Source organism: Nonomuraea sp. NPDC001699, from assembly GCF_053596455.1.
Window position 1 is genome coordinate 525931 of record NZ_JBSFGF010000002.1, and the last position, 17156, is coordinate 543086.

A 17156-nucleotide genomic window follows, 5' to 3' on the forward strand; every position below is an offset into this window, starting at 1 on the left:
ACGCCAAAGCGCTCCCGTTAGAGGAGTTCGGCGTTCAGTGTGATCGTGGTGCCCGCCAACGCCTTGCTGACCGGGCAGTTCGCCTTGGCGGTCGCGGCGGCCTCCTGGAACTGCTCGGCCGTGATGCCCGGAACCTGTCCCTGCACGGTGAGCACGATGCCCGTGATGCCCTCACCCGGCTGGAATGTCACGTCCGCGCTCGTGCGCAGCGACTCCGGCGGCGTGCCCGCGCCGGCCAGGCCGTGCGACAGGGCCATGGCGAAGCAGGAGGAGTGGGCGGCGGCGATGAGCTCCTCCGGCGAGGTCTTGCCGCCCGCAGCCTCGGCCCTGGAGGGCCAGGAGACGTCGAACGTGCCCACGCCCGAGGAGTCGAGCGAGACGGTGCCCGAGCCGTCGAGCAGGGCGCCCTTCCACTGCGCGGTGGCGGTGCGGGTGGTGGCCATGGCGGGTGATCCCTCCTGTCGTCGTCCTCCCGACACTATCGTGGGCCTCAGGAGCCGCCGCGGGGGGTCGTCCGCCTCAACATTTCCGGCGAACAATGGCATGCTCGGGTCGCGGCGCACCCGCCGTCTTGGTCCGGACCACGGGAGTGTGGTGCCAGTGGAGGCACCGTACGACGACCGCCTGCTGCACCAGCGGGTGGTCGGCGGCGACGAGTCGGCGCTCGGGGAGGTCTACGATCGGCTGTCCGCGCTGATCTTCGGGCTCTCCTTACGGGTCACCAGGGACCGTGTGATCGCCGAGGACATCACGCAGGAGGTGTTCCTGGTGTTCTGGGAGCGCCCGCTGGCCTACGACCCGGAGCGCGGCACGCTGCGCGCCTGGCTCGCCACGATCGCCCACCGCCGCGGGGTCGACCACGTACGGGCCGAGGAACGCCGCCGGGTCTCCGTCCTCGGGCCGAAGCTGTTCGAGCGCGAGCCCGTGCGGCCGGAGGACACCGTGCTGGCGGCCGAGGAGGCCGAGCGCGTTCGGCAGGCCGTGACGTCGTTGCCCGAGGGGCTGCGCCGGCCGGTCGAACTGGCCTACTACGGCGGCCGTACCTATCGGCAGGTGGGTGAGGAGCTGGGCGTGCCCGAGGGCACGGCCAAGTCGCGCATCCGGCTGGCGCTGCGGCGCCTGGCGGACGCGCTGGCGGAGGAAGAAGGCTGATGGATCCTGTCGAGCGCCTCTTTCTGGACGCGTTGATGGAGGACCCGGCGGTGCCGGTCGGCTCTCTGCGCCCGCAGCTCCTGGCCGGCGCCAGGGCCCGCCGCCGTCCCGCGGCGCCGACCGCCGGCTGGGCGCGGCCGTACGCGGGCCGCGTCGCCGCCATGGACGCGCTGCTGGCCTCGGCCGTGGACGACGACTGGTCGCGCGTCATCGTCGAGGGCTGGACGTTGCAGGAGCTCGTGGCCCACCTGGCCGCCAAGGACGGCCTGCTGGCCGCCTCCGTCGGCGCGCCCGTGCTCGGCCCTCCGCCGGCCGCCTCCGACGCGGCCGGCCGCACGGCCGACGTGCAGGCGTACGAGCGGGCCCGCAGCCCCGAGCAGACCAGGCGCGACTGGCGGGCCCAGGCCGACGCCCTCTGCCGCCACCTGGACGGACTCGACCCGGCCCGGCCGGCCACGGTGGACGGCATGGAGGCGGCCGTGCGTGACCACGTGCTGGCCAGGAGCCTGGAGACGTGGGTGCACACCGCCGACGCCGCCACGACGGCCGGGATCCGCCTGCCCGACCCCGTGCCCGAGCACATCCGCCCGACGGCCGACCTGTGCGCCCGCCTGCTGCCCTGGACGATGCTGCTGTCCGGCCTGGACGGCTCCGGCCGCACCCTCCTGCTCACGCTGACCGGCGCCGGCGGCGGCGAGTGGCGGATCCCGCTCGGCGTCTCCGACACCGCGCCGGGCACGCCGGACGCCCACGTGACGGCCGACGTGGTCGCCTTCTGCTTCCTGCTGGGCGGCAGGGGAGAGCCGGACACGTTCCCGGCCGAGCTGACGGGCGACCTCGCGCTGGCCCGCGACGTCCTGACCACGGCTCCCGCGCTGTCGGGGCCGTGAGCGGGTAGGCTGTGATCGATTTGTTACCTAATATAAGGTGATAAATCGGGATCCATAGGGAATCCTTTGATCCGAAGTCCAGCAGAGGGCTTCATCTCACGTTCAAACGTGGCGTGCCTCTGCCTGGGCTTTTTCCATGGGCAGAGCCGCCATCGGGCATATGGAGCTACTCAGATGGCCGTCCTGGAAATCGCACTCGACGAAATGACCGCCGAACAGCTTCTGGCTGAGATGAACAGGCCGGAAGCCTCGGACGAGCACAAGGCCCGCATCCGCGAGCGTGTCGTCACCATGTACGACTCCCTCGTCACCGAGGTCACCCGTCGCTACCGCCACCAGCGCGAGCCGATGGAGGACCTGCGCCAGGCCGCGTACGTCGGCCTGATGAAGGCCATCAACGGCTTCGACCCCGAGCTCGGCCACGAGTTCCGCGGCTACGCCATGATCACGATGGTCGGCGAGGTCAAGCGGCACTTCCGCGACCGCACGTGGGCCGTCAAGGTGCCGCGCGTCTACCAGGAGCGCAGGCTGGAGCTCAACAAGGCTACAGCCGACCTCACCCAGACGCTCGGCCACTCGCCCACCGTCTCCGAGCTCGCCGCGCACATGAACATCACGGAGGAGGACGTCCTGCTCACCATGGACGCCTCGACCGCCTACAGCGCCCTGTCGCTGGACGCCCCCGTCGGCGGCGACAACGACGGCGCCGACCTCGGCGACTTCCTGCCCTCCCAGGACGACTCGCTGGACACGCTGCTCGGCAAGTACGCCGTCAAGCCGCTCATCGACGCCCTGCCGTCGCGCGAGCGCAACATCCTGTTGATGCGCTTCTACGGCAACATGACCCAGTCGGAGATCGCCGCCGAGTTCGGCATCTCGCAGATGCACGTCTCCCGCATCCTGCGCGCCGTGCTCACCCGGCTCCGCACCGCCCTGTCGGACTGACCGGGCGGGCAGGCGGTCCGCGGCCCGGCCGACAACCCGCGCCCCCCGGCGCCTCCGCACGGCGGGGGCGCCGGGGGGCGCCGGGGTCACTCCTCGCCGATCCCCGTGACGAGGTCTCTGGCGTAGTCGTCGTCGCTCTCCTCCAGCACCCGCCGGACGCCCTGCTCGGCCCGCTCGTCGCCGCGCGTCGCGAGCCCCCGCGCCGCCTCGGCCACCGTGCGCAGGTCGGCGTCGCCCAGCCGGTCGGCCAGCGCCTCCCGGATGCGGGGCGTGTCCGCCGACAGCCCGGCCAGCCCGGCCGTGGCCCAGTCGCGGATCTCGGCCTCCTCGTCCCGGGACATCTCGATGAGCAGGGCCAGGCCCTCCTCGTGGTCGGCGGGCAGGACGTCGGCCAGCGCGATGGCGTCCGTCATCGTGCGTTTGTGGCCCGGCCGGCCGATGATGTCGAGCACGGCGGGCAGCGCGCGCGGGTCGCCCTGGTGCCCGAGCGCGGCCAGCACCGAGCGCAGCACCTGCGGGTTGCCCTCGGTGGTCACCATCTTCTGCAGCAGCGCGAGAGTGCGGTCGAGATAGGGCTTCTCGCCGTCGGCGAAGCCGAACTGGGCGATCGCGTCGACCCCGAACTCCCGCTCCCGCGCGTCCTCGCTCACGCACAGCCGGGCCAGGGCCTCGTACGTCTCGTCGTCGGCCCGCCGGCCCAGCGAGTCGGCCACGATCCACCAGGTCTCGGCGTCCTCGTCGACGTCGCGGTGGGCGACGGCCCTGGCGACGAGCTGGTCGGCCGGCGTGTAGACGCCCGCCGCGTCCTCCAGGACGGTCGCGATGGCGGCGTGGCCGCGCTGGGCCTGCACCTGCTCGGTCTCCGAGCCGTCGGGGGAGCGGCCGGCCACGGTGACCAGCTCGGTGCCGTCCTTGGCGTACTGGCGGCCGACGACGTACTCCCAGCCCTCCTGGGCGATCTGGTCGAGCAGCGCGGACTCCAGGTGCACGCCCACCCAGTCGGCCGCGATGTCGAGCGGGCTGTCGCCGTCGCCGTCGAACTTCTCGTGGTCGGCGCCCGCCTCCAGTAGCGTCTGCACCACGCCCAGCGCCCCGCGCCTGGCCGCCAGCGTCAGCGGCGTGTCGCCGTCGTCGTTGGCGGCGTCGAGCTCGGCCCCGGCCTCGATCAGCACGCGGGCGGTGGCGGCGTGGCCGTTGGCGGCGGCCCACAGCAAGGCGGTCCAGCCGCCGGCCTCGCGGCCGTCGACTGCGGCCCCGGCAGCGAGCAGCGCCTCGGCGACCTCGACGCGGTCCCAGGCGGCGGCCGCGCAGAGCGGCAGCCCGGCCTCCTCGCCCTCGCTGGCCTTGTTGGGGTCGGCGCCCCCGGTGAGCAGCTTGCCCACGGTCTCGGTCTCGCCGTTCAACGCCGCGCGGTAGAGCTGTTCCTCATGCATGACAGGACCCTAGCGTCTTCGCCGCCCGGGGTCGCCGGAGCACGCTGACGGGCGCGCGCGGCGGCGGCGATGGGGCGGCGCCGGGGAGCGTGCCCATCCAAGGGTGTACGGATGTTCCTCCCAAGGGAGGAGTCCAGATCGGTCCAAGACGCGATATGTTGCGTCTATGACAGATCCGGGTGAGGTGCGCGCGTCGGACGCCGAACGCGAGGCCGTCGTGGAGCAGCTCCGTGTCGCCTCGGTCGAGGGCCGGCTCACGCTCGCCGAGCTGACCGACCGTACCGAGGCCGCCTACACCGCGACCACGCACGCCGAGCTCGCGCTGCTCACCCAGGACCTCCCCATGGGTGCCGGCCCTGTGCCCGCGCCCGCCCCGGCCCGTCAGGGTGGCAAGCGGCGCTGGTTCGTCGGCATCATGGGCGACACCAAGCGGCGCGGCACCTGGCGCATCGACCAGGAGCTGGGCGCGGTCGCCGTCATGGGCGACGTGCTGCTCGACCTGCGCGAGGCCGAGGTGCGCACGGACGTGGTCGACGTCACGGCGGTGTCCGTGATGGGCGACGTCAAGATCATCGTGCCGGACGGCGTGAACGTGGACCTCGACGGCGTCGCCGTGATGGGCGACAAGAGGGTCGACGTGCTGGAGGCGGCCCCCGGGATGAACGTGCCGGTGATCCGGGTGCGCGCCTACGCCGTGATGGGCGACGTCAAGGTGCTCGGCGACTCCCGCGCCCAGCCGCTCAAGCGCGGTCTGGCCGCCTGGCGGGAGCACTGGCGGGCGCTGCACGGCGACGACTGGCGCGAGATCGGCCGCCGGATGCGCGACGACGCCCGCGAGGTCGGCCGGCAGATCCGCGACGAGCACCGCGCCCTGGAGCACGAACGCCGCGAACGCCGCCGCGACTACCGGGGCTACTGAGGCCGTGCAACGTACGCGGGGGTCCTCGGCGTACTGATCGGTGAACATCACCGGACAGTGAGGATCTCTCGATGCGGGATCGTGCCGACTTCGAGCGCTACGTCGAGCAGCGCTCGGCCCGCCTGCTCAGGACGGCGTACCTGCTGTGCCGCGACTGGCCCTTGGCGGAGGACCTGACGCAGACCGCGCTGGCCAAGGCGTGGCTGGCCTGGCGGCGCGTCGGCGCGAACCCCGACGCCTACGTCTACCGCATCCTGGCCAACACGCACGCCACCTGGTGGCGGCGGCGCTGGCGGGGCGAGGTGGCCACGGGCGAGCTCCCGGACCAGCCGCAGCGGGACGAGACGGCCGGGATCGGCACCCGTGACGCGCTCAGGGCCGCCCTGGCCGCGCTGCCGCCCAAGCAGCGGGCCGTGGTCGTGCTGCGGTACTTCGAGGACCTGCCCGACGAGGCGATAGCCGGGATCGTGGGGTGTTCGGTGGCCACCGTACGCAGTCAGGCCAGCCGCGCGCTGGCCAAGCTGCGGCTGGACCCCGCGGCCAGGGCCGCGGCGGAGACCGGGAGCTGACGATGACAGAACAGCGACTGCGCGACCTGCTCGACCACGACAGCGCCGGAGCGCCCCCGGGCGGGATCCGGCTGGCCGACGTGGACGCCCGCGTCCGCCGCCTGCGGTGGCGCCGGGGCCGGGCGGCGGGCTCGGTGGCGGCGGCGGCCCTGGCGGTCACGGCCGTCACGGTGCTCACCGTGGACGCCCGGCCCGTTCCCCAGGCCGCCTCCGCCTCCGGGGACGTGTGGGTCGGCGCCCTGGCTGAGCCGTCGCCCGGCCGCGCCCAGCCTGGCCTGCCGCTCTTCCACGGCTACTCCCAGGGAGGCAGGCGGGAGACGTTCACCTTCAGGGCGAAGGCCGAGAAGCTGTCCTTCGCCCTCACCTGCCCGTCCGGCGGCTACGGGCTGGTCTGGCTCAACGGCGACCTGGCCGCCACCGGCGCGTGCGGGCCCACGGTCCGGCAGCCTCCCGGCTGGTTCGGCGACGCCACGGCCCGCGACGGCGTGAACGAGGTGAGCGCCGCCGTCGTGCGCGCCGCCGACGTGGGCGCCGGCCCGATGACCGCCGCGAGCGCCGAGCTGCTGCTGGCCAGGACCGCGTCCTACGCCGCCGAGTGGCGGCTGACGCTGGTAGACGCCCGCACCCGCTCGTGCCGGGCCGACGTGATCCGGGTCGATCCGAGGAGCGGCGAGATCACGGCTCGGTGCTGAGCGCTCAGCCGGCCACCGGGACGCGGTCGAGCAGGGCCGCCTCGTACCGTTCGAGCAGCACGTCCACCAGCTCGGGCGCAGGGCCGAGCACGTCGGCGCAGACGGCCGGGGCGGTGACCCGGCGGATGCGGTCGGCGAAGAAGCCGGGAGCCAGCAGGTAGGGGGCGACGGCCACGCGCGGCGCGCCCGCGGCCCGAAGCCGCGCGACGGCCTCCTCCGGGGTCGGCCCGGCGGCCGAGGCGTAGGCCGCGGTCACCGTCCACCAGCCGGCGCGCCGCCAGGCGCGGGCCATGCCGGCGACCACCTCGTTGGCCCTGGCGTCGCTCGAACCGGCCGAGACCAGCACCACCGCCGTGTCGGGGTCGCCGGCCGGGACGCCCGCCTCCGACAGCCGCCGCTCCAGCGCCGGCAGCAGCAGCGGGTGCGGCCCGAGCGTCGTGCCGTAGCGCACCCGCAGGCGCGGGTCGCGCGCGCGGGCCTCGTTGAGCGCGGCGGGCAGGTCGACCCGGCTGTGGTAGGCCTCGGTGAGCAGCAGCGGCAGCACCACGGCCGCGCCGAGCCCGTCGAGCGCCTGCCCCAGCGTGGGGGCGCAGTGGTCGAGGTAGGCCACCCGCACCGGCACGTCGGGACGCGCCAGGCGCACGCGGTCCAGCAGCGCGGCCACGGTGGCGGCGGCCCGCGGGTCACGCGACCCGTGCGCCACCGCCACCAGTGGCACGCGCCCGGGGGCCGGCCCGCCTGCCAACGGGACGCGGCCCCTTCCGGGGATCACAGGTGAATGCCGCATTCGACCTTCCCCAGCCCCGCCCAGCGGCCGCTGCGCGGGTCCTCGCCCTCGGCCACCTGGCGCGTGCACGGCGCGCAGCCGATCGAGGGGTAGTTGTCGTAGTGCAACGGGTTGATCAGCACCCCGTTGTCGGCGATGTAGTTGTCGACGTCCTCCTGCGTCCAGGCGGCGATCGGGTTGACCTTCACCATCTGGCGCTTGGCGTCCCACTCGACGACCCTGGTGTCCGTACGGCTTGACGACTCGTCCCGGCGGATGCCGGAGATCCACGCCAGGTACGGCTCCAGCGCCCGGTTCAGGGGCTCCACCTTGCGCAGGTAGCAGCACAGGTCCGGGTTGCGGCCGAACAGGCGCGGCCCGAGGTCGCGATCCTGCTCCTGGACCGTCCTGGACGGCTTGATGTCGATCACGTTGACGTCATAGACCTGCCGCACCGCGTCACGCGTGCCGATGGTCTCGGCGAAGTGGTAGCCGGTGTCGATGAACAGCACGTCCACGCCGGGTTTGACGCGGCTCACCAGATCGATGAGCAACGCGTCGCTCATGGAGGACGTCAGGCACAACCGGTCGCCGAACGTCGCCGCGGCCCACCGGATGATCTCCCGGGCCGGGGCGCCCTCAAGGAACGTGGCGGCGGACTCGACGATGTCCTGCAGGTCGAGCGTGCCGCGCTGATCTCTTAAACCGACTTCGATGTCGACCAGCGTCATATCTTCACTCCGATTCCGAGAAACTTCAGCTTGAAGGCGCGGGCGCAGGCGCGGCAGTACCAGCCGCCGTCCCCCTCGTAGGGCTCCAGGTCCTCGTCGCCGCAGTACGGGCAGTGGAAGGGAACCGCTCGCGTGGTCATTTCAGGTCCGCCTCGTCCGCGCGCTGCACCCAGTTGGCGAAGGTCTCGCCCTCCTTCTTCTGGGCGTCGTAGTTGCCCACCACGCGCTCGACGTAGTCGGGCAGGGCCTTGGCGGTGGTCTTCAGGCCGCGCACCTTGCGGCCGAAGCCCGACTCGACGCCGAGCGAGCCGCCCAGGTGGATCTGGTAGCCCTCGACCTGCTCGCCGTTCTCGTCCACGACGAGCTGGCCCTTCAGGCCGATGTCGGCGACCTGGATGCGGGCGCAGGAGTTGGGGCAGCCGTTGACGTTGATGGTGAGCGGCTGCTCGAAGTCGGGCAGCCGCCGCTCCAGCTCGTCGATCAGATGCGCGGCGGTGGCCTTGGTCTCGACGATGGCGAGCTTGCAGTACTCGATGCCGGTGCAGGCCATCGTCTGGCGGCGGAAGGTGGAGGGATTGACCTGGAGGTCGTTGGCCTCCAGCTCGGCCACGAGGGACTCGACCCGGTCCGGCGCGACGTCGAGGACGACCATCTTCTGCTCGACGGTGGTGCGCACCCGGCCCGAGCCGTGCCGCTCGGCGATGTCGGCGATCGTGTGGAGCTTGTCGCCGTCGAGGCGGCCCACCTTGGGCGCGAAGCCGACGTAGAAGTTGCCGTCCTTCTGCGGGTAGACGCCCACGTGGTCGCGGCGGCTGCCGCGCGGCAGGGCCGGCGCCGGGCCGTCGGGCAGGCTCTCCTTGACGTACTCGGTCTCCAGCACCTCGCGGAACTTCTCCACGCCCCAGTCGTTGACCAGGAACTTCAGCCGGGCCCTGTGGCGCAGCCGCCGGTAGCCGTAGTCGCGGAAGATGCCGATCACGCCCGCGTAGACGTCGTCGACGCGGTCAGGGCTGACGAACACGCCGAGGCGCTTGGCCAGCATCGGGTTGGTGGACAGGCCGCCGCCGACCCACAGGTCGTAGCCCGCCTCGCCGTGCTCGTTGACGACGCCGACGAAGGCCACGTCGTTGATCTCGTGCACCGTGCAGTGGGCCGGGCAGCCGCTCAGCGCGCTCTTGAACTTGCGCGGCAGGTTGGAGTACTCGGGGTTGCCGATGAACTGCCGGTTGATCGCGTGGATGTCGTCGGTGGCGTCCAGCACCTCCTCGGCGTCGATCCCGGCCAGCGGGCAGCCCAGGATCACGCGCGGGGTGTCGCCGCACGCCTCGGTGGTGGACAGGCCGACGGCCTCCAGGCGCTCCCAGATGTCGGGCACCGACTCGATCTCGATCCAGTGGAGCTGGATGTTCTGCCGGTCGGTCAGGTCGGCCGTGCCGCGGGCGTACTCGTTGGCGATGTCGGCGATCGTGCGGAGCTGGCGCAGGTCGAGCTGGCCGCCGTCGATGCGCACGCGGAGCATGAAGTAGCGGTCGTCGAGCTCCTCCGGCTCCAGGATCGCGGTCTTGCCGCCGTCGATGCCGGGCTTGCGCTGGGTGTAGAGGCCGTACCAGCGCATGCGGCCACGCAGGTCGGCGGGGTCGATCGAGTCGAAGCCCCGCTTGGAGTAGACGTCGATGATGCGCTGGCGGACGTTGAGGCCGTCGTCGTTCTTCTTGTTCTCTTCGTTCTTGTTCAGCGGCTCCCGGTAACCGAGGGCCCATTGGCCTTCGCCGCGCGGGCGCTTGTGATGCCGGCTGGCAGGGGTGCTCATTGCGCGTCCTTCGAATTGTGGGCGCGCGCAGCGTTCCTCCTGCCTCGTCGTCGAGTGCAGGGGTTCAGGTGGTTGCGACGCGCTCTGCGGTGGAGAAGATGAGTTAGCGGGCGTCGCAACAGATGGCACTGCGGACACGCTGAAGGTCGACGTGGCGTCGACCGACGAGCATGGGGTCCGCTGGCATACCTCTGAAGATACTCCGGAGATCCCGGATGTCCAAGATGGGGTCCAGAGTCTGGACTCCGCCGGACCCTAACCCTGGCGCGGCCAGTCGAGCGCGGACTCCTGCGGCCGCTCCTCGCTCTGGTGCTGGCAGTCGCACCAGGAGCCGCCGCGGCAGTCGTCGTGACGCTTGTCCTTGCAGCTCTCGCAGATCACGTCTGCATTATTCTCCTAGAACGTTGTTCGGGTTAGGCTGGCGTGCGTGGACCTCATGGCCGGGCTGCTGGCCGACCTCCGGGCCGAGACCGATTCCCTGGAGGCGCTGCTGGCGCCCCTGCGACCCGCCGACTGGGAGACGCCCACGCCCGCCGACGGATGGGCCGTGCGCGACCAGGTGAGCCATCTGGCCTGGTTCGACGACGCCGCCGTGGTGTCGGTCACCGATCCGGCCGCCTTCCGGGCCCTGGCCGCGCGGGCCGGCTCGGTGGACGACCTCGCCGCCGCCTGCCACGCGATGCCGCCGGGAGAGCTGCACGCCTGGTTCCGCACGGCCCGCGCCGGCTCGCTGGAGGCGTTCGGCGCGCTCGGCGCCCGCGTACGGGTGCCCTGGTTCGGGCCGGCGATGTCGGGCGCGTCCTTCGTCACCGCGCGCCTGATGGAGACCTGGGCCCACGGCCAGGACGTGGCCGACGCGCTCGGCGTCACCCGGGAGCCCACCGAACGGCTGCGGCACGTGGCCCTGCTCGGCTGCCGCGCCCTGCCCTACAGCTTCGCCGCCCGCGGCCTGCCCGAGCCCGCCGAGCCCGTACGCGTCGAGCTCACGACCCCCGGCGGCGACCCGTGGACCGCCGGCCCCGCGGACGCCTCCGCCGTCGTACGCGGCCCGATGCTCGACTTCTGCCTGCTCGTCACCCAGCGCGTCCACCTGTCGGACACGGCCCTGGAGGCGACAGGGGAGCCCGCCCGCGCCTGGATGGAGATCGCGCAGGCGTTCGCCGGGCCGCCGGGGAAGGGGCGGCCGCCGCGGTCAGGGTAAGTTCAGGGTCGTACCGGATGACGTCGGCGGCACGGCCGGTGACATCCTGTGAGCATGCGGACCATTCTGAACGTCATCTGGCTCGTGTTCGCCGGAATCTGGCTGGCGATCGGCTACGCCGTGGCCGGGATCATCTGCTGCGTCCTCATCGTCACCATCCCGTTCGGGATCGCCTCGTTCAGGATCGCCGCCTACGCTCTGTGGCCGTTCGGCCGGACGGTCGTGCGCGACCCGGACGCCGGCGTCTTCTCCCTCATCGGCAACATCATCTGGTGCGTGGTCGCGGGCATCTGGCTGGCGATCGGGCACGTGATCACCTCGATCCCGCTGTTCATCTCCATCATCGGCATCCCCCTCGGCATCGCGAACCTCAAGCTCATCCCCGTCTCCCTCCTTCCGCTGGGCGCGCGCATCGTGGACAACGACTAGGGCAGGTGCCGGGACGTAAGCTGTCCCGGAGAGTCACTGCGAAATACCGTTGGGTGCCATGACGTCCACCAATGCGCCTTCCCGGTCCAGGAGGCGGCTCGCCTCGAACGCCCGGGCCAGGCTGAACTGGGTGCTCGACACCAAGTCGTGGGCGATCGTGCGCGCGGCCACGAACGCCGGTGTCGACTACCGGGTCACCGGCCTGGCCGGCGAGGCCGCGTTCTTCGCGCTGCTGTCGCTGCCGCCGTTCGTGCTGGGCCTGATCGGCGTGCTGGGCAAGCTCGGCACCTGGCTCGGCGGCGGCGTCGTCACCGAGGTCAAGACCTGGGTGATCGATCAGGCCGGGCTGCTGTTCACCGACGAGGCCGTCAAGAAGGTGATCAGTCCGCTCATCACCGACGTGCTCAGGGACGACGCCAACAAGGTGTCCATCATCTCCCTCGGTTTCCTGCTGTCGCTGTGGTCGGGCTCGCGGGCGCTCTATGTCTACGTCGACCTCATCTCGGTCGCGTACGGGCTGGGGGAGGAGCGCGGCATCATCCGCACCCGGCTCCTGTCGTTCGGCCTCTACGTCGTCGGCCTGATCATCGGCATCATCGTCATGCCGATCCTCGTCATCGGCCCCACCCTGCTCAAGGACGCCCTCCCCGGCGAGTACGGCATCCTCATCGACGTCCTCTACTGGCCGGTCGTGATCATCGGATCGGTGCTGTTCCTCACCGTGCTCTACCACGTCAGCGTGCCGGTGCGGACGAAGTGGTACCGGGAGCTGCCCGGCGCGATCCTGGCCCTGTTCCTGTGGATCGTGTGCGCCGCCGTGCTGCGGGCGGTGCTGGCGGCCTGGTTCTCGCCCGTGTCCGTCTACGGCTCCCTGGCCGCCCCGATCGCGCTGCTGCTGTGGCTGTACATCACCGCCCTGGCCGTGCTCATCGGGGCCATCCTGAACGCCGAGGTCGACCGGCTCTGGCCCGGTGTGAGCCGGACCAAGTAGCGGGACGAGCGGCCTGCGGCGCATCCGCTATCGTCTAGGGCGACGCGACTGGCGCATTCGGTGGGATCGACCACCAGGGAGCGAATCAACCGGGAGCGGAGGCCGAGCGCCTGGGTCTTCGCCAATTGTCAATGATGACAGGGGAGTCATGAGTTCTCTTGCTAGCGCCGACCCGCAGCTCGCCGAGCTCATCAAGGCGGAGGAGCGCCGCCAGGCCGACACCGTCAAACTGATCGCGTCCGAGAACTACGTGTCCAAGGCCGTGCTCGAAGCGACCGGCACGGTGCTGACCAACAAGTACTCCGAGGGCTACGCGGGCAAGCGCTACTACGAGGGCCAGCAGGTCATCGACCAGATCGAGACGCTGGCGATCGAGCGGGCCAAGGGCGTGTTCGGCGTCAACCACGCCAACGTCCAGCCGTACTCGGGCTCGCCCGCCAACCTGGCCGTCTACCTGGCCTTCCTGCAGCCCGGCGACACCGTGCTCGGCATGGGCCTGCCGTTCGGCGGCCACCTGACCCACGGCTGGTCGGTCTCGGCCACCGGCAAGTGGTTCAACCCGGTCCGCTACGGCGTGCGCCGGGACACCGGCCGCGTCGACCTCGACGAGGTCCGCGAGCTGGCCCTGGAGCACCGGCCGAAGCTGATCTTCTGCGGCGGCACCGCGATCCCGCGCACGATCGACTTCGAGGGCTTCGCCTCCATCGCCCGCGAGGTCGGCGCCGTGCTCGCGGCCGACATCGCGCACATCGCCGGCCTGGTCGCGGGCGGCGCCCACCCGTCCCCGGTGGGTCACGCCGACGTGATCTCCACGACCACCCACAAGACGCTGCGCGGCCCGCGCGGCGCCATGCTCATGGCCACCAGCGACGAGCACGCCACCGCGCTCAACAAGGCCGTCTTCCCCGGCCTCCAGGGCGGCCCGCACAACCACACCACCGCCGCCATCGCCGTCGCGCTGCACGAGGCCGCCCAGCCGTCCTTCCGCGACTACGCCCACCAGGTCGTCGCCAACGCCAAGGCCCTGGCCGAAGAGCTGTCCAGCCGGGGCTTCGACCTGGTCTCCGGCGGCACCGACAACCACCTGATCCTGCTCGACCTGACGCCCAAGGGCATCGGCGGCAAGCCCGCCGCCCAGGCGCTCGACCGGGCCGGCCTGGAGACCAACTACAACGCGGTGCCGTTCGACACCCGCAAGCCGTTCGACCCGTCGGGCATCCGCATCGGCACCCCGTCGGTCACCTCGCGCGGCATGGGCGAGGCCGAGATGCGGCAGATCGGCGCCTGGATGGACGAGGTCGTCACGGCCCTGGCCAAGGGCGACGCCGAGGACGTCATCACCCGCGTCCACCACGAGGTCAGCGAGCTGACCGCCCAGTTCCCCGCGCCCGGCCTGTCCTGATCCGGCGCCCGGCCCGTCCCGCTGCTGACGGCGGACGGCCGGACGCCCCGCCGCACGGGCTCCCGGTGTGCGGCGGGGCGCCGGTCGCGAGCGGGGGCCGGAGTTCCCCCGTCGCGGTGGCCGGTCCGCGTGGACCGGCCGGCACGGCCGGCGGGGGCGGACCGAATCGCCCCTGACCGGCATCGGGCGACCGCCCCTGGACGGAGCGGCGTGTACTCCAGGCTGTACGCGGCCCGGCCCGTCCGAGGTTCAACCGTCCCGCGGAACGGTCACTGCCGGACCGTCACCACGATCTTGCCGAACTGCGCGTTCGACTCCAGGTGCCGGTGGGCCTCGACGATCTCCTCCAGGTCGAACGTGCGATCCACCACCGCCCGGAAGGCCCCGGAACGCAGCCCCGACGCCACGAACGCCGCCGCCCGCCGCAGCCGTTCGGGCACCCGCGTCGTCTCGTGCATCGTGTACGTCCGCATGTTCAGCGCCGGCATGCCCAGGTCGATCGCCGGGTAGGGCGTCGGCCGGCCGCTCAGCGCGCCGTACACCAGGAGCAGGCCCTCAGGGGCGACCACCCTGGCCAGGTCCGTCACGCCCGGCCCGGCCACGGCGTCGAACACGAACTCGGCCCCGCGCCCGCCCGTCGCCGCCAGCACCCGTTCGGTGACGTCCTCCTCCTCGGTGACGATCACCTCGGCCGCGCCCTCCTTCAGCAGCGCCTCCTTCTTGGCGGCGGTACGGGTGAGGGCGATCGGCGTGGCGCCCACCCGGTCGGCGACCCGGATGGCGGCCAGGCCGACGCTGCTGGAGGCGGCGTTCAGCACGACCGTGTCACCGGGACGCATCCCGCCCACCTCCACCAGCGCGCCATAGGCCGTCACGTACGGCATCCACACCGCCGCGCCCTCCACCGGGCCCACCCCCTCGGGACGGGCCAGCACCGCCGCCGCCGGCACGACGGCCCGCCCGGCGTAGACGCCGTAGTCGTTCTGCGAGAACGCCGGCACCGTGCTCACCGGCCGGCCGGCCTCCAGCCCCGTGACGCCCGCGCCCACCGCCTCGACCACGCCGGCGGCCTCGGTGCCCAGCCGGGCGGGGAAACGCCGTACGGGCTCGATGTAGTGCCCGCTGCGGAACAGCGCCTCGGACCGGTTGAGCCCGATCGCCTCCACCCGGATCCGCACCTCGCCCGGCCCCGGCTCGCCGGCCGCCACGTCCTCCAGCCTCAGCACCTCGGGCCCGCCGAGCTCGTGGAACAGCACCGTCCTGGTCATCACTTCGCCCTTCCGCGTCAGAGGCCGTCATTCAACCGCCAAAGTACGACCGTCGTCAAACTTCGATGGTTGTCGTACTATGGCCCCATGGACGCCGACCGCACCCCGGACCACCCCGACCTGCGCGAAGTCACCCTCCAGCGGGTGCTCGAAGCCCTCGTCGACCCGGTCCGGCGCAGCATCGTCACCCAGCTCAGCGACGCCCCCGCCGACATCAGCTGCGGCGGGTTCGACATCTCCGTGAGCAAGTCCACCGCCACCCACCACTTCCGCGTGCTGCGCGAGGTCGGCCTCATCCGCCAGCACTACGTCGGCACCTCGCGCATGAACACCCTGCGCAGGGCCGAGTTCGACCAGGCGTTCCCCGGTCTGCTCGACGCCGTCGTCACCGCCGACCGCGCGTCCTCGTGAACGCGCCGAAGGCCCTCCCGCCCGCCGGCGGAAGGGCCTTCACCGAAGCGGGGCTCAGGTCTTGACGGTGAGCAGGGTCGTGCCCGTCCTGGTGACCACCTCGAAGCGGTCGATCTCCTTCAGCGGCGTCGCGCTGCCGCCGTGCATGTAGAGCGGGGCCGGCGAGCCCGGCACCCCGTAACCCGGCGCCGGAACCGCCCAGCCGGTCATCACGCGCCGCTCGCCCGACTTGCCCACCGACACCAGCTCGCACTCCAGCGGCCCCTTCACCCCCGACAGCTTGAGCGCCGCGTGCGTGCCCCAGGCCTTCGACTCCACCACCAGGCCGCCCGACACCCCGTCGACGCCCTTGCCCGCGATCGGCGTGCCGTCGGCGTAGAACTGCTCGGCCGGGCCCATGTGGTCGGTGCGCCCCGCCATGGCCTGCGGCGGGTCGCCGCCGCCGGTGAGCTGCGTGCCGACGGTCAGCCCGCCGGCCGCCAGCGCGACCGCCGCCGCCATCCCGAGCAGGAACGTGCCCCTGCGCGACCGCCGGTCGGCCGCCTTCTTACGGCGGAGCAGGTCGACCACGGCGGCCTGCCCCTCATCGGGAGGAGGGCCGGCGTCCTCCACGGGGCCGAGGCCGTGCAGCATGTCGGCGACCCCCGCGAGGTCCGACAGCTCGAAGCGGCAGGAGGGGCAGGTGCGCAGGTGGGCCTCGAAGGCCACCCGGTCGTCCGCCTCCAGCAGGCCGAGGGCGTAGGCGCCCACGTCGGTGTGCTCGACTCCCGGGCTCACGCCGTCACCCCCCGCTCCTCCAGCGCGACCCGCAGCGCGCGGACCGCGTAGTAGACCCGGGACTTCACCGTGCCCACCGGGATGCCGAGCGCCGCCGCGGCGTCGTTGACCGACCGGTCCCGCAGGATCGTCTCGTTCAGGATCTCGCGGTGCGCCGGTGACAACGCCTTCAGCGCCTCTGACACGACCACCTGGCGCAGCAGCCCCTCCAACTCGTCCGGCACCGGCACGCTGTCCAGCGCGCCGTCGCCCGATTCCGGCGGGCGCGCCTCTCTGCGCCGCCGGTCATCGATCACGATACGTCTGGCCACGGTGGCGAGCCAGGGCATGAGCGAGACCGAGTCGGGGTCCAGCCGCTCGGCGCTGCGCCAGGCCCGGATCATCGTCTCCTGCACCACGTCTTCCGCCCACTGCCGGTCGCCCGCCGTCAGGCGTACCACGAAGGCCAGCAGCGGCCGGTGGTACTCCCGGTAGAGCACGGACACGACCACCTCGTCGTCCGGCCGCACCCGCCGGATCAAGTGGCGTAGGCGCGTCTTGCCCGCCGGGGCCGCGTCCTCCGCCGAGGGCGGGGGATACGTGCTGATCCGCATCATTCCCCTTTCTCGCGTCCGTCGGGAGGGAGTACGCTCGGCCGCCCTGGCAGGGTTCAACGGATCGGCGAAGATAATCCGATTGCATCGCCCGGGACAGGTGGTTAGAGTCGCTTGCGCAACCGATCGAGGAGGTGAGGACCATGCGGGTCGTTCTTTTCCGTCTGCCGTCCCTCT

The 17156-nt window shown here is 72.2% G+C and carries 22 protein-coding genes and 1 riboswitch; of the genes, 11 read left to right on the forward strand and 11 right to left on the reverse strand.

Features of this window, described 5'->3' with window-relative positions:
- Positions 1-17: 17 nt before the first annotated feature.
- Positions 18-443, reverse strand: coding sequence for an OsmC family protein (locus ACWCSU_RS07930; protein WP_449934351.1), 426 nt, complete (start codon positions 441-443; stop codon positions 18-20).
- A 151-nt stretch (positions 444-594) separates the two neighbouring features.
- Between ACWCSU_RS07930 and ACWCSU_RS07935 the strand changes: the two genes are divergently transcribed.
- From ACWCSU_RS07935 to ACWCSU_RS07945, 3 genes are all read left to right on the forward strand, one after another.
- A complete protein-coding gene (locus ACWCSU_RS07935) occupies positions 595-1152 on the forward strand; it encodes a sigma-70 family RNA polymerase sigma factor (protein WP_357698137.1) in 558 nt (185 codons plus the stop codon).
- On the forward strand, positions 1152-2042 hold the full coding sequence (locus ACWCSU_RS07940; protein ID WP_449934354.1) for a maleylpyruvate isomerase family mycothiol-dependent enzyme: 891 nt from the start codon (positions 1152-1154) through the stop codon (positions 2040-2042). The genes ACWCSU_RS07935 and ACWCSU_RS07940 overlap by 1 nt, the downstream gene beginning before the upstream one ends.
- 174 nt (positions 2043-2216) lie before the next feature.
- Complete coding sequence (locus ACWCSU_RS07945; protein WP_364089934.1) at positions 2217-2987, forward strand: SigB/SigF/SigG family RNA polymerase sigma factor; 771 nt, start codon at positions 2217-2219, stop codon at positions 2985-2987.
- 86 nt (positions 2988-3073) lie between these two features.
- Here ACWCSU_RS07945 and ACWCSU_RS07950 read toward each other — a convergent pair whose 3' ends face one another.
- Positions 3074-4420: an ankyrin repeat domain-containing protein gene (locus ACWCSU_RS07950; protein ID WP_449934356.1), complete on the reverse strand. Its 1347-nt coding sequence runs from the start codon at positions 4418-4420 to the stop codon at positions 3074-3076.
- A gap of 166 nt (positions 4421-4586) precedes the next feature.
- Here ACWCSU_RS07950 and ACWCSU_RS07955 point away from each other — a divergent pair, with 166 nt between their 5' ends.
- From ACWCSU_RS07955 to ACWCSU_RS07965, 3 genes are all read left to right on the forward strand, one after another.
- The gene (locus ACWCSU_RS07955) at positions 4587-5339 is read left to right on the forward strand and encodes a DUF1707 SHOCT-like domain-containing protein (RefSeq protein WP_357698144.1); all 753 of its coding nucleotides are present in this window, start codon (positions 4587-4589) and stop codon (positions 5337-5339) included.
- 71 nt (positions 5340-5410) lie between these two features.
- Positions 5411-5908 (forward strand): SigE family RNA polymerase sigma factor, encoded by a 498-nt coding sequence (locus ACWCSU_RS07960; protein WP_449934358.1) that lies wholly within the window; start codon positions 5411-5413, stop codon positions 5906-5908.
- Between the two features lie 2 nt (positions 5909-5910).
- Positions 5911-6600 carry a hypothetical protein gene (locus ACWCSU_RS07965; protein WP_449934360.1) on the forward strand — a complete coding sequence of 230 codons (690 nt, stop codon included), beginning with the start codon at positions 5911-5913 and terminating at the stop codon, positions 6598-6600.
- A 4-nt stretch (positions 6601-6604) separates the two neighbouring features.
- Here the strand turns inward: ACWCSU_RS07965 and ACWCSU_RS07970 are convergent, their stop codons facing one another.
- From ACWCSU_RS07970 to ACWCSU_RS07995, 6 genes are all read right to left on the reverse strand, one after another.
- Positions 6605-7345: a sirohydrochlorin chelatase gene (locus ACWCSU_RS07970; protein ID WP_357698150.1), complete on the reverse strand. Its 741-nt coding sequence runs from the start codon at positions 7343-7345 to the stop codon at positions 6605-6607.
- 23 nt (positions 7346-7368) lie between these two features.
- Positions 7369-8097: a phosphoadenylyl-sulfate reductase gene (locus ACWCSU_RS07975; RefSeq protein WP_352328173.1), complete on the reverse strand. Its 729-nt coding sequence runs from the start codon at positions 8095-8097 to the stop codon at positions 7369-7371.
- A complete protein-coding gene (locus tag ACWCSU_RS07980; RefSeq protein ID WP_103955276.1) occupies positions 8094-8237 on the reverse strand; it encodes an Insertion element protein in 144 nt (47 codons plus the stop codon). The genes ACWCSU_RS07975 and ACWCSU_RS07980 overlap by 4 nt, the downstream gene beginning before the upstream one ends.
- On the reverse strand, positions 8234-9907 hold the full coding sequence (locus tag ACWCSU_RS07985) for a nitrite/sulfite reductase (RefSeq protein ID WP_364089916.1): 1674 nt from the start codon (positions 9905-9907) through the stop codon (positions 8234-8236). Before ACWCSU_RS07985 ends, ACWCSU_RS07980 begins: the two co-directional genes overlap by 4 nt.
- A 103-nt stretch (positions 9908-10010) precedes the next feature.
- Positions 10011-10094, reverse strand: a complete 84-nt coding sequence (locus ACWCSU_RS07990; RefSeq protein WP_311132608.1) for a putative leader peptide — start codon at positions 10092-10094, stop codon at positions 10011-10013.
- Between the two features lie 68 nt (positions 10095-10162).
- Positions 10163-10288, reverse strand: a complete 126-nt coding sequence (locus ACWCSU_RS07995) for a hypothetical protein (RefSeq protein WP_260478325.1) — start codon at positions 10286-10288, stop codon at positions 10163-10165.
- Positions 10289-10343: 55 nt separating this feature from the next.
- Between ACWCSU_RS07995 and ACWCSU_RS08000 the strand changes: the two genes are divergently transcribed.
- The 4 genes from ACWCSU_RS08000 (at position 10344) to glyA (ending at position 13930) form a co-directional block, all read left to right on the forward strand.
- A complete protein-coding gene (locus tag ACWCSU_RS08000; protein ID WP_449934767.1) occupies positions 10344-11108 on the forward strand; it encodes a TIGR03084 family metal-binding protein in 765 nt (254 codons plus the stop codon).
- A gap of 54 nt (positions 11109-11162) precedes the next feature.
- A complete protein-coding gene (locus ACWCSU_RS08005; protein WP_357698154.1) occupies positions 11163-11537 on the forward strand; it encodes a YccF domain-containing protein in 375 nt (124 codons plus the stop codon).
- Between the two features lie 58 nt (positions 11538-11595).
- The gene (locus ACWCSU_RS08010; protein ID WP_364089912.1) at positions 11596-12528 is read left to right on the forward strand and encodes a YihY/virulence factor BrkB family protein; all 933 of its coding nucleotides are present in this window, start codon (positions 11596-11598) and stop codon (positions 12526-12528) included.
- A 34-nt stretch (positions 12529-12562) separates the two neighbouring features.
- A riboswitch (ZMP/ZTP riboswitch) is annotated at positions 12563-12651 on the forward strand.
- A 1-nt stretch (position 12652) separates the two neighbouring features.
- A complete protein-coding gene (glyA, locus tag ACWCSU_RS08015; RefSeq protein ID WP_449934768.1) occupies positions 12653-13930 on the forward strand; it encodes a serine hydroxymethyltransferase in 1278 nt (425 codons plus the stop codon).
- Positions 13931-14199: 269 nt separating this feature from the next.
- Here the strand turns inward: glyA and ACWCSU_RS08020 are convergent, their stop codons facing one another.
- Positions 14200-15198, reverse strand: coding sequence for a zinc-dependent alcohol dehydrogenase family protein (locus ACWCSU_RS08020; protein ID WP_449934364.1), 999 nt, complete (start codon positions 15196-15198; stop codon positions 14200-14202).
- A gap of 87 nt (positions 15199-15285) precedes the next feature.
- On the opposite strand from ACWCSU_RS08020, the gene ACWCSU_RS08025 reads away from it, so the two are divergent.
- Positions 15286-15609, forward strand: coding sequence for an ArsR/SmtB family transcription factor (locus tag ACWCSU_RS08025; RefSeq protein ID WP_449934366.1), 324 nt, complete (start codon positions 15286-15288; stop codon positions 15607-15609).
- Positions 15610-15663: 54 nt separating this feature from the next.
- Here the strand turns inward: ACWCSU_RS08025 and ACWCSU_RS08030 are convergent, their stop codons facing one another.
- Positions 15664-16386 carry an anti-sigma factor family protein gene (locus tag ACWCSU_RS08030; protein WP_449934368.1) on the reverse strand — a complete coding sequence of 241 codons (723 nt, stop codon included), beginning with the start codon at positions 16384-16386 and terminating at the stop codon, positions 15664-15666.
- Positions 16383-16979, reverse strand: a complete 597-nt coding sequence (locus tag ACWCSU_RS08035) for a sigma-70 family RNA polymerase sigma factor (protein WP_449934769.1) — start codon at positions 16977-16979, stop codon at positions 16383-16385. The genes ACWCSU_RS08030 and ACWCSU_RS08035 overlap by 4 nt, the downstream gene beginning before the upstream one ends.
- Positions 16980-17156: the final 177 nt, after the last annotated feature.

Excerpts from the sequence above, each read along its gene's own strand:
- ACWCSU_RS07930 (WP_449934351.1), bottom strand. The coding sequence starts at position 443 with ATGGCCACCACCCGCACCGCCACCGCGCAGTGGAAGGGCGCCCTGCTC.
- ACWCSU_RS07940 (WP_449934354.1), top strand. The coding sequence starts at position 1,152 with ATGGATCCTGTCGAGCGCCTCTTTCTGGACGCGTTGATGGAGGACCCG.
- ACWCSU_RS07945 (WP_364089934.1), top strand. The coding sequence starts at position 2,217 with ATGGCCGTCCTGGAAATCGCACTCGACGAAATGACCGCCGAACAGCTT.
- ACWCSU_RS07950 (WP_449934356.1), bottom strand. The coding sequence starts at position 4,420 with ATGCATGAGGAACAGCTCTACCGCGCGGCGTTGAACGGCGAGACCGAG.
- ACWCSU_RS07955 (WP_357698144.1), top strand. The coding sequence starts at position 4,587 with ATGACAGATCCGGGTGAGGTGCGCGCGTCGGACGCCGAACGCGAGGCC.
- ACWCSU_RS07960 (WP_449934358.1), top strand. The coding sequence starts at position 5,411 with ATGCGGGATCGTGCCGACTTCGAGCGCTACGTCGAGCAGCGCTCGGCC.
- ACWCSU_RS07965 (WP_449934360.1), top strand. The coding sequence starts at position 5,911 with ATGACAGAACAGCGACTGCGCGACCTGCTCGACCACGACAGCGCCGGA.
- ACWCSU_RS07975 (WP_352328173.1), bottom strand. The coding sequence starts at position 8,097 with ATGACGCTGGTCGACATCGAAGTCGGTTTAAGAGATCAGCGCGGCACG.
- ACWCSU_RS07980 (WP_103955276.1), bottom strand. The coding sequence starts at position 8,237 with ATGACCACGCGAGCGGTTCCCTTCCACTGCCCGTACTGCGGCGACGAG.
- ACWCSU_RS07985 (WP_364089916.1), bottom strand. The coding sequence starts at position 9,907 with ATGAGCACCCCTGCCAGCCGGCATCACAAGCGCCCGCGCGGCGAAGGC.
- ACWCSU_RS07990 (WP_311132608.1), bottom strand. The coding sequence starts at position 10,094 with ATGCCAGCGGACCCCATGCTCGTCGGTCGACGCCACGTCGACCTTCAG.
- ACWCSU_RS08000 (WP_449934767.1), top strand. The coding sequence starts at position 10,344 with ATGGCCGGGCTGCTGGCCGACCTCCGGGCCGAGACCGATTCCCTGGAG.
- ACWCSU_RS08005 (WP_357698154.1), top strand. The coding sequence starts at position 11,163 with ATGCGGACCATTCTGAACGTCATCTGGCTCGTGTTCGCCGGAATCTGG.
- ACWCSU_RS08010 (WP_364089912.1), top strand. The coding sequence starts at position 11,596 with ATGACGTCCACCAATGCGCCTTCCCGGTCCAGGAGGCGGCTCGCCTCG.
- ACWCSU_RS08020 (WP_449934364.1), bottom strand. The coding sequence starts at position 15,198 with ATGACCAGGACGGTGCTGTTCCACGAGCTCGGCGGGCCCGAGGTGCTG.
- ACWCSU_RS08025 (WP_449934366.1), top strand. The coding sequence starts at position 15,286 with ATGGACGCCGACCGCACCCCGGACCACCCCGACCTGCGCGAAGTCACC.
- ACWCSU_RS08035 (WP_449934769.1), bottom strand. The coding sequence starts at position 16,979 with ATGCGGATCAGCACGTATCCCCCGCCCTCGGCGGAGGACGCGGCCCCG.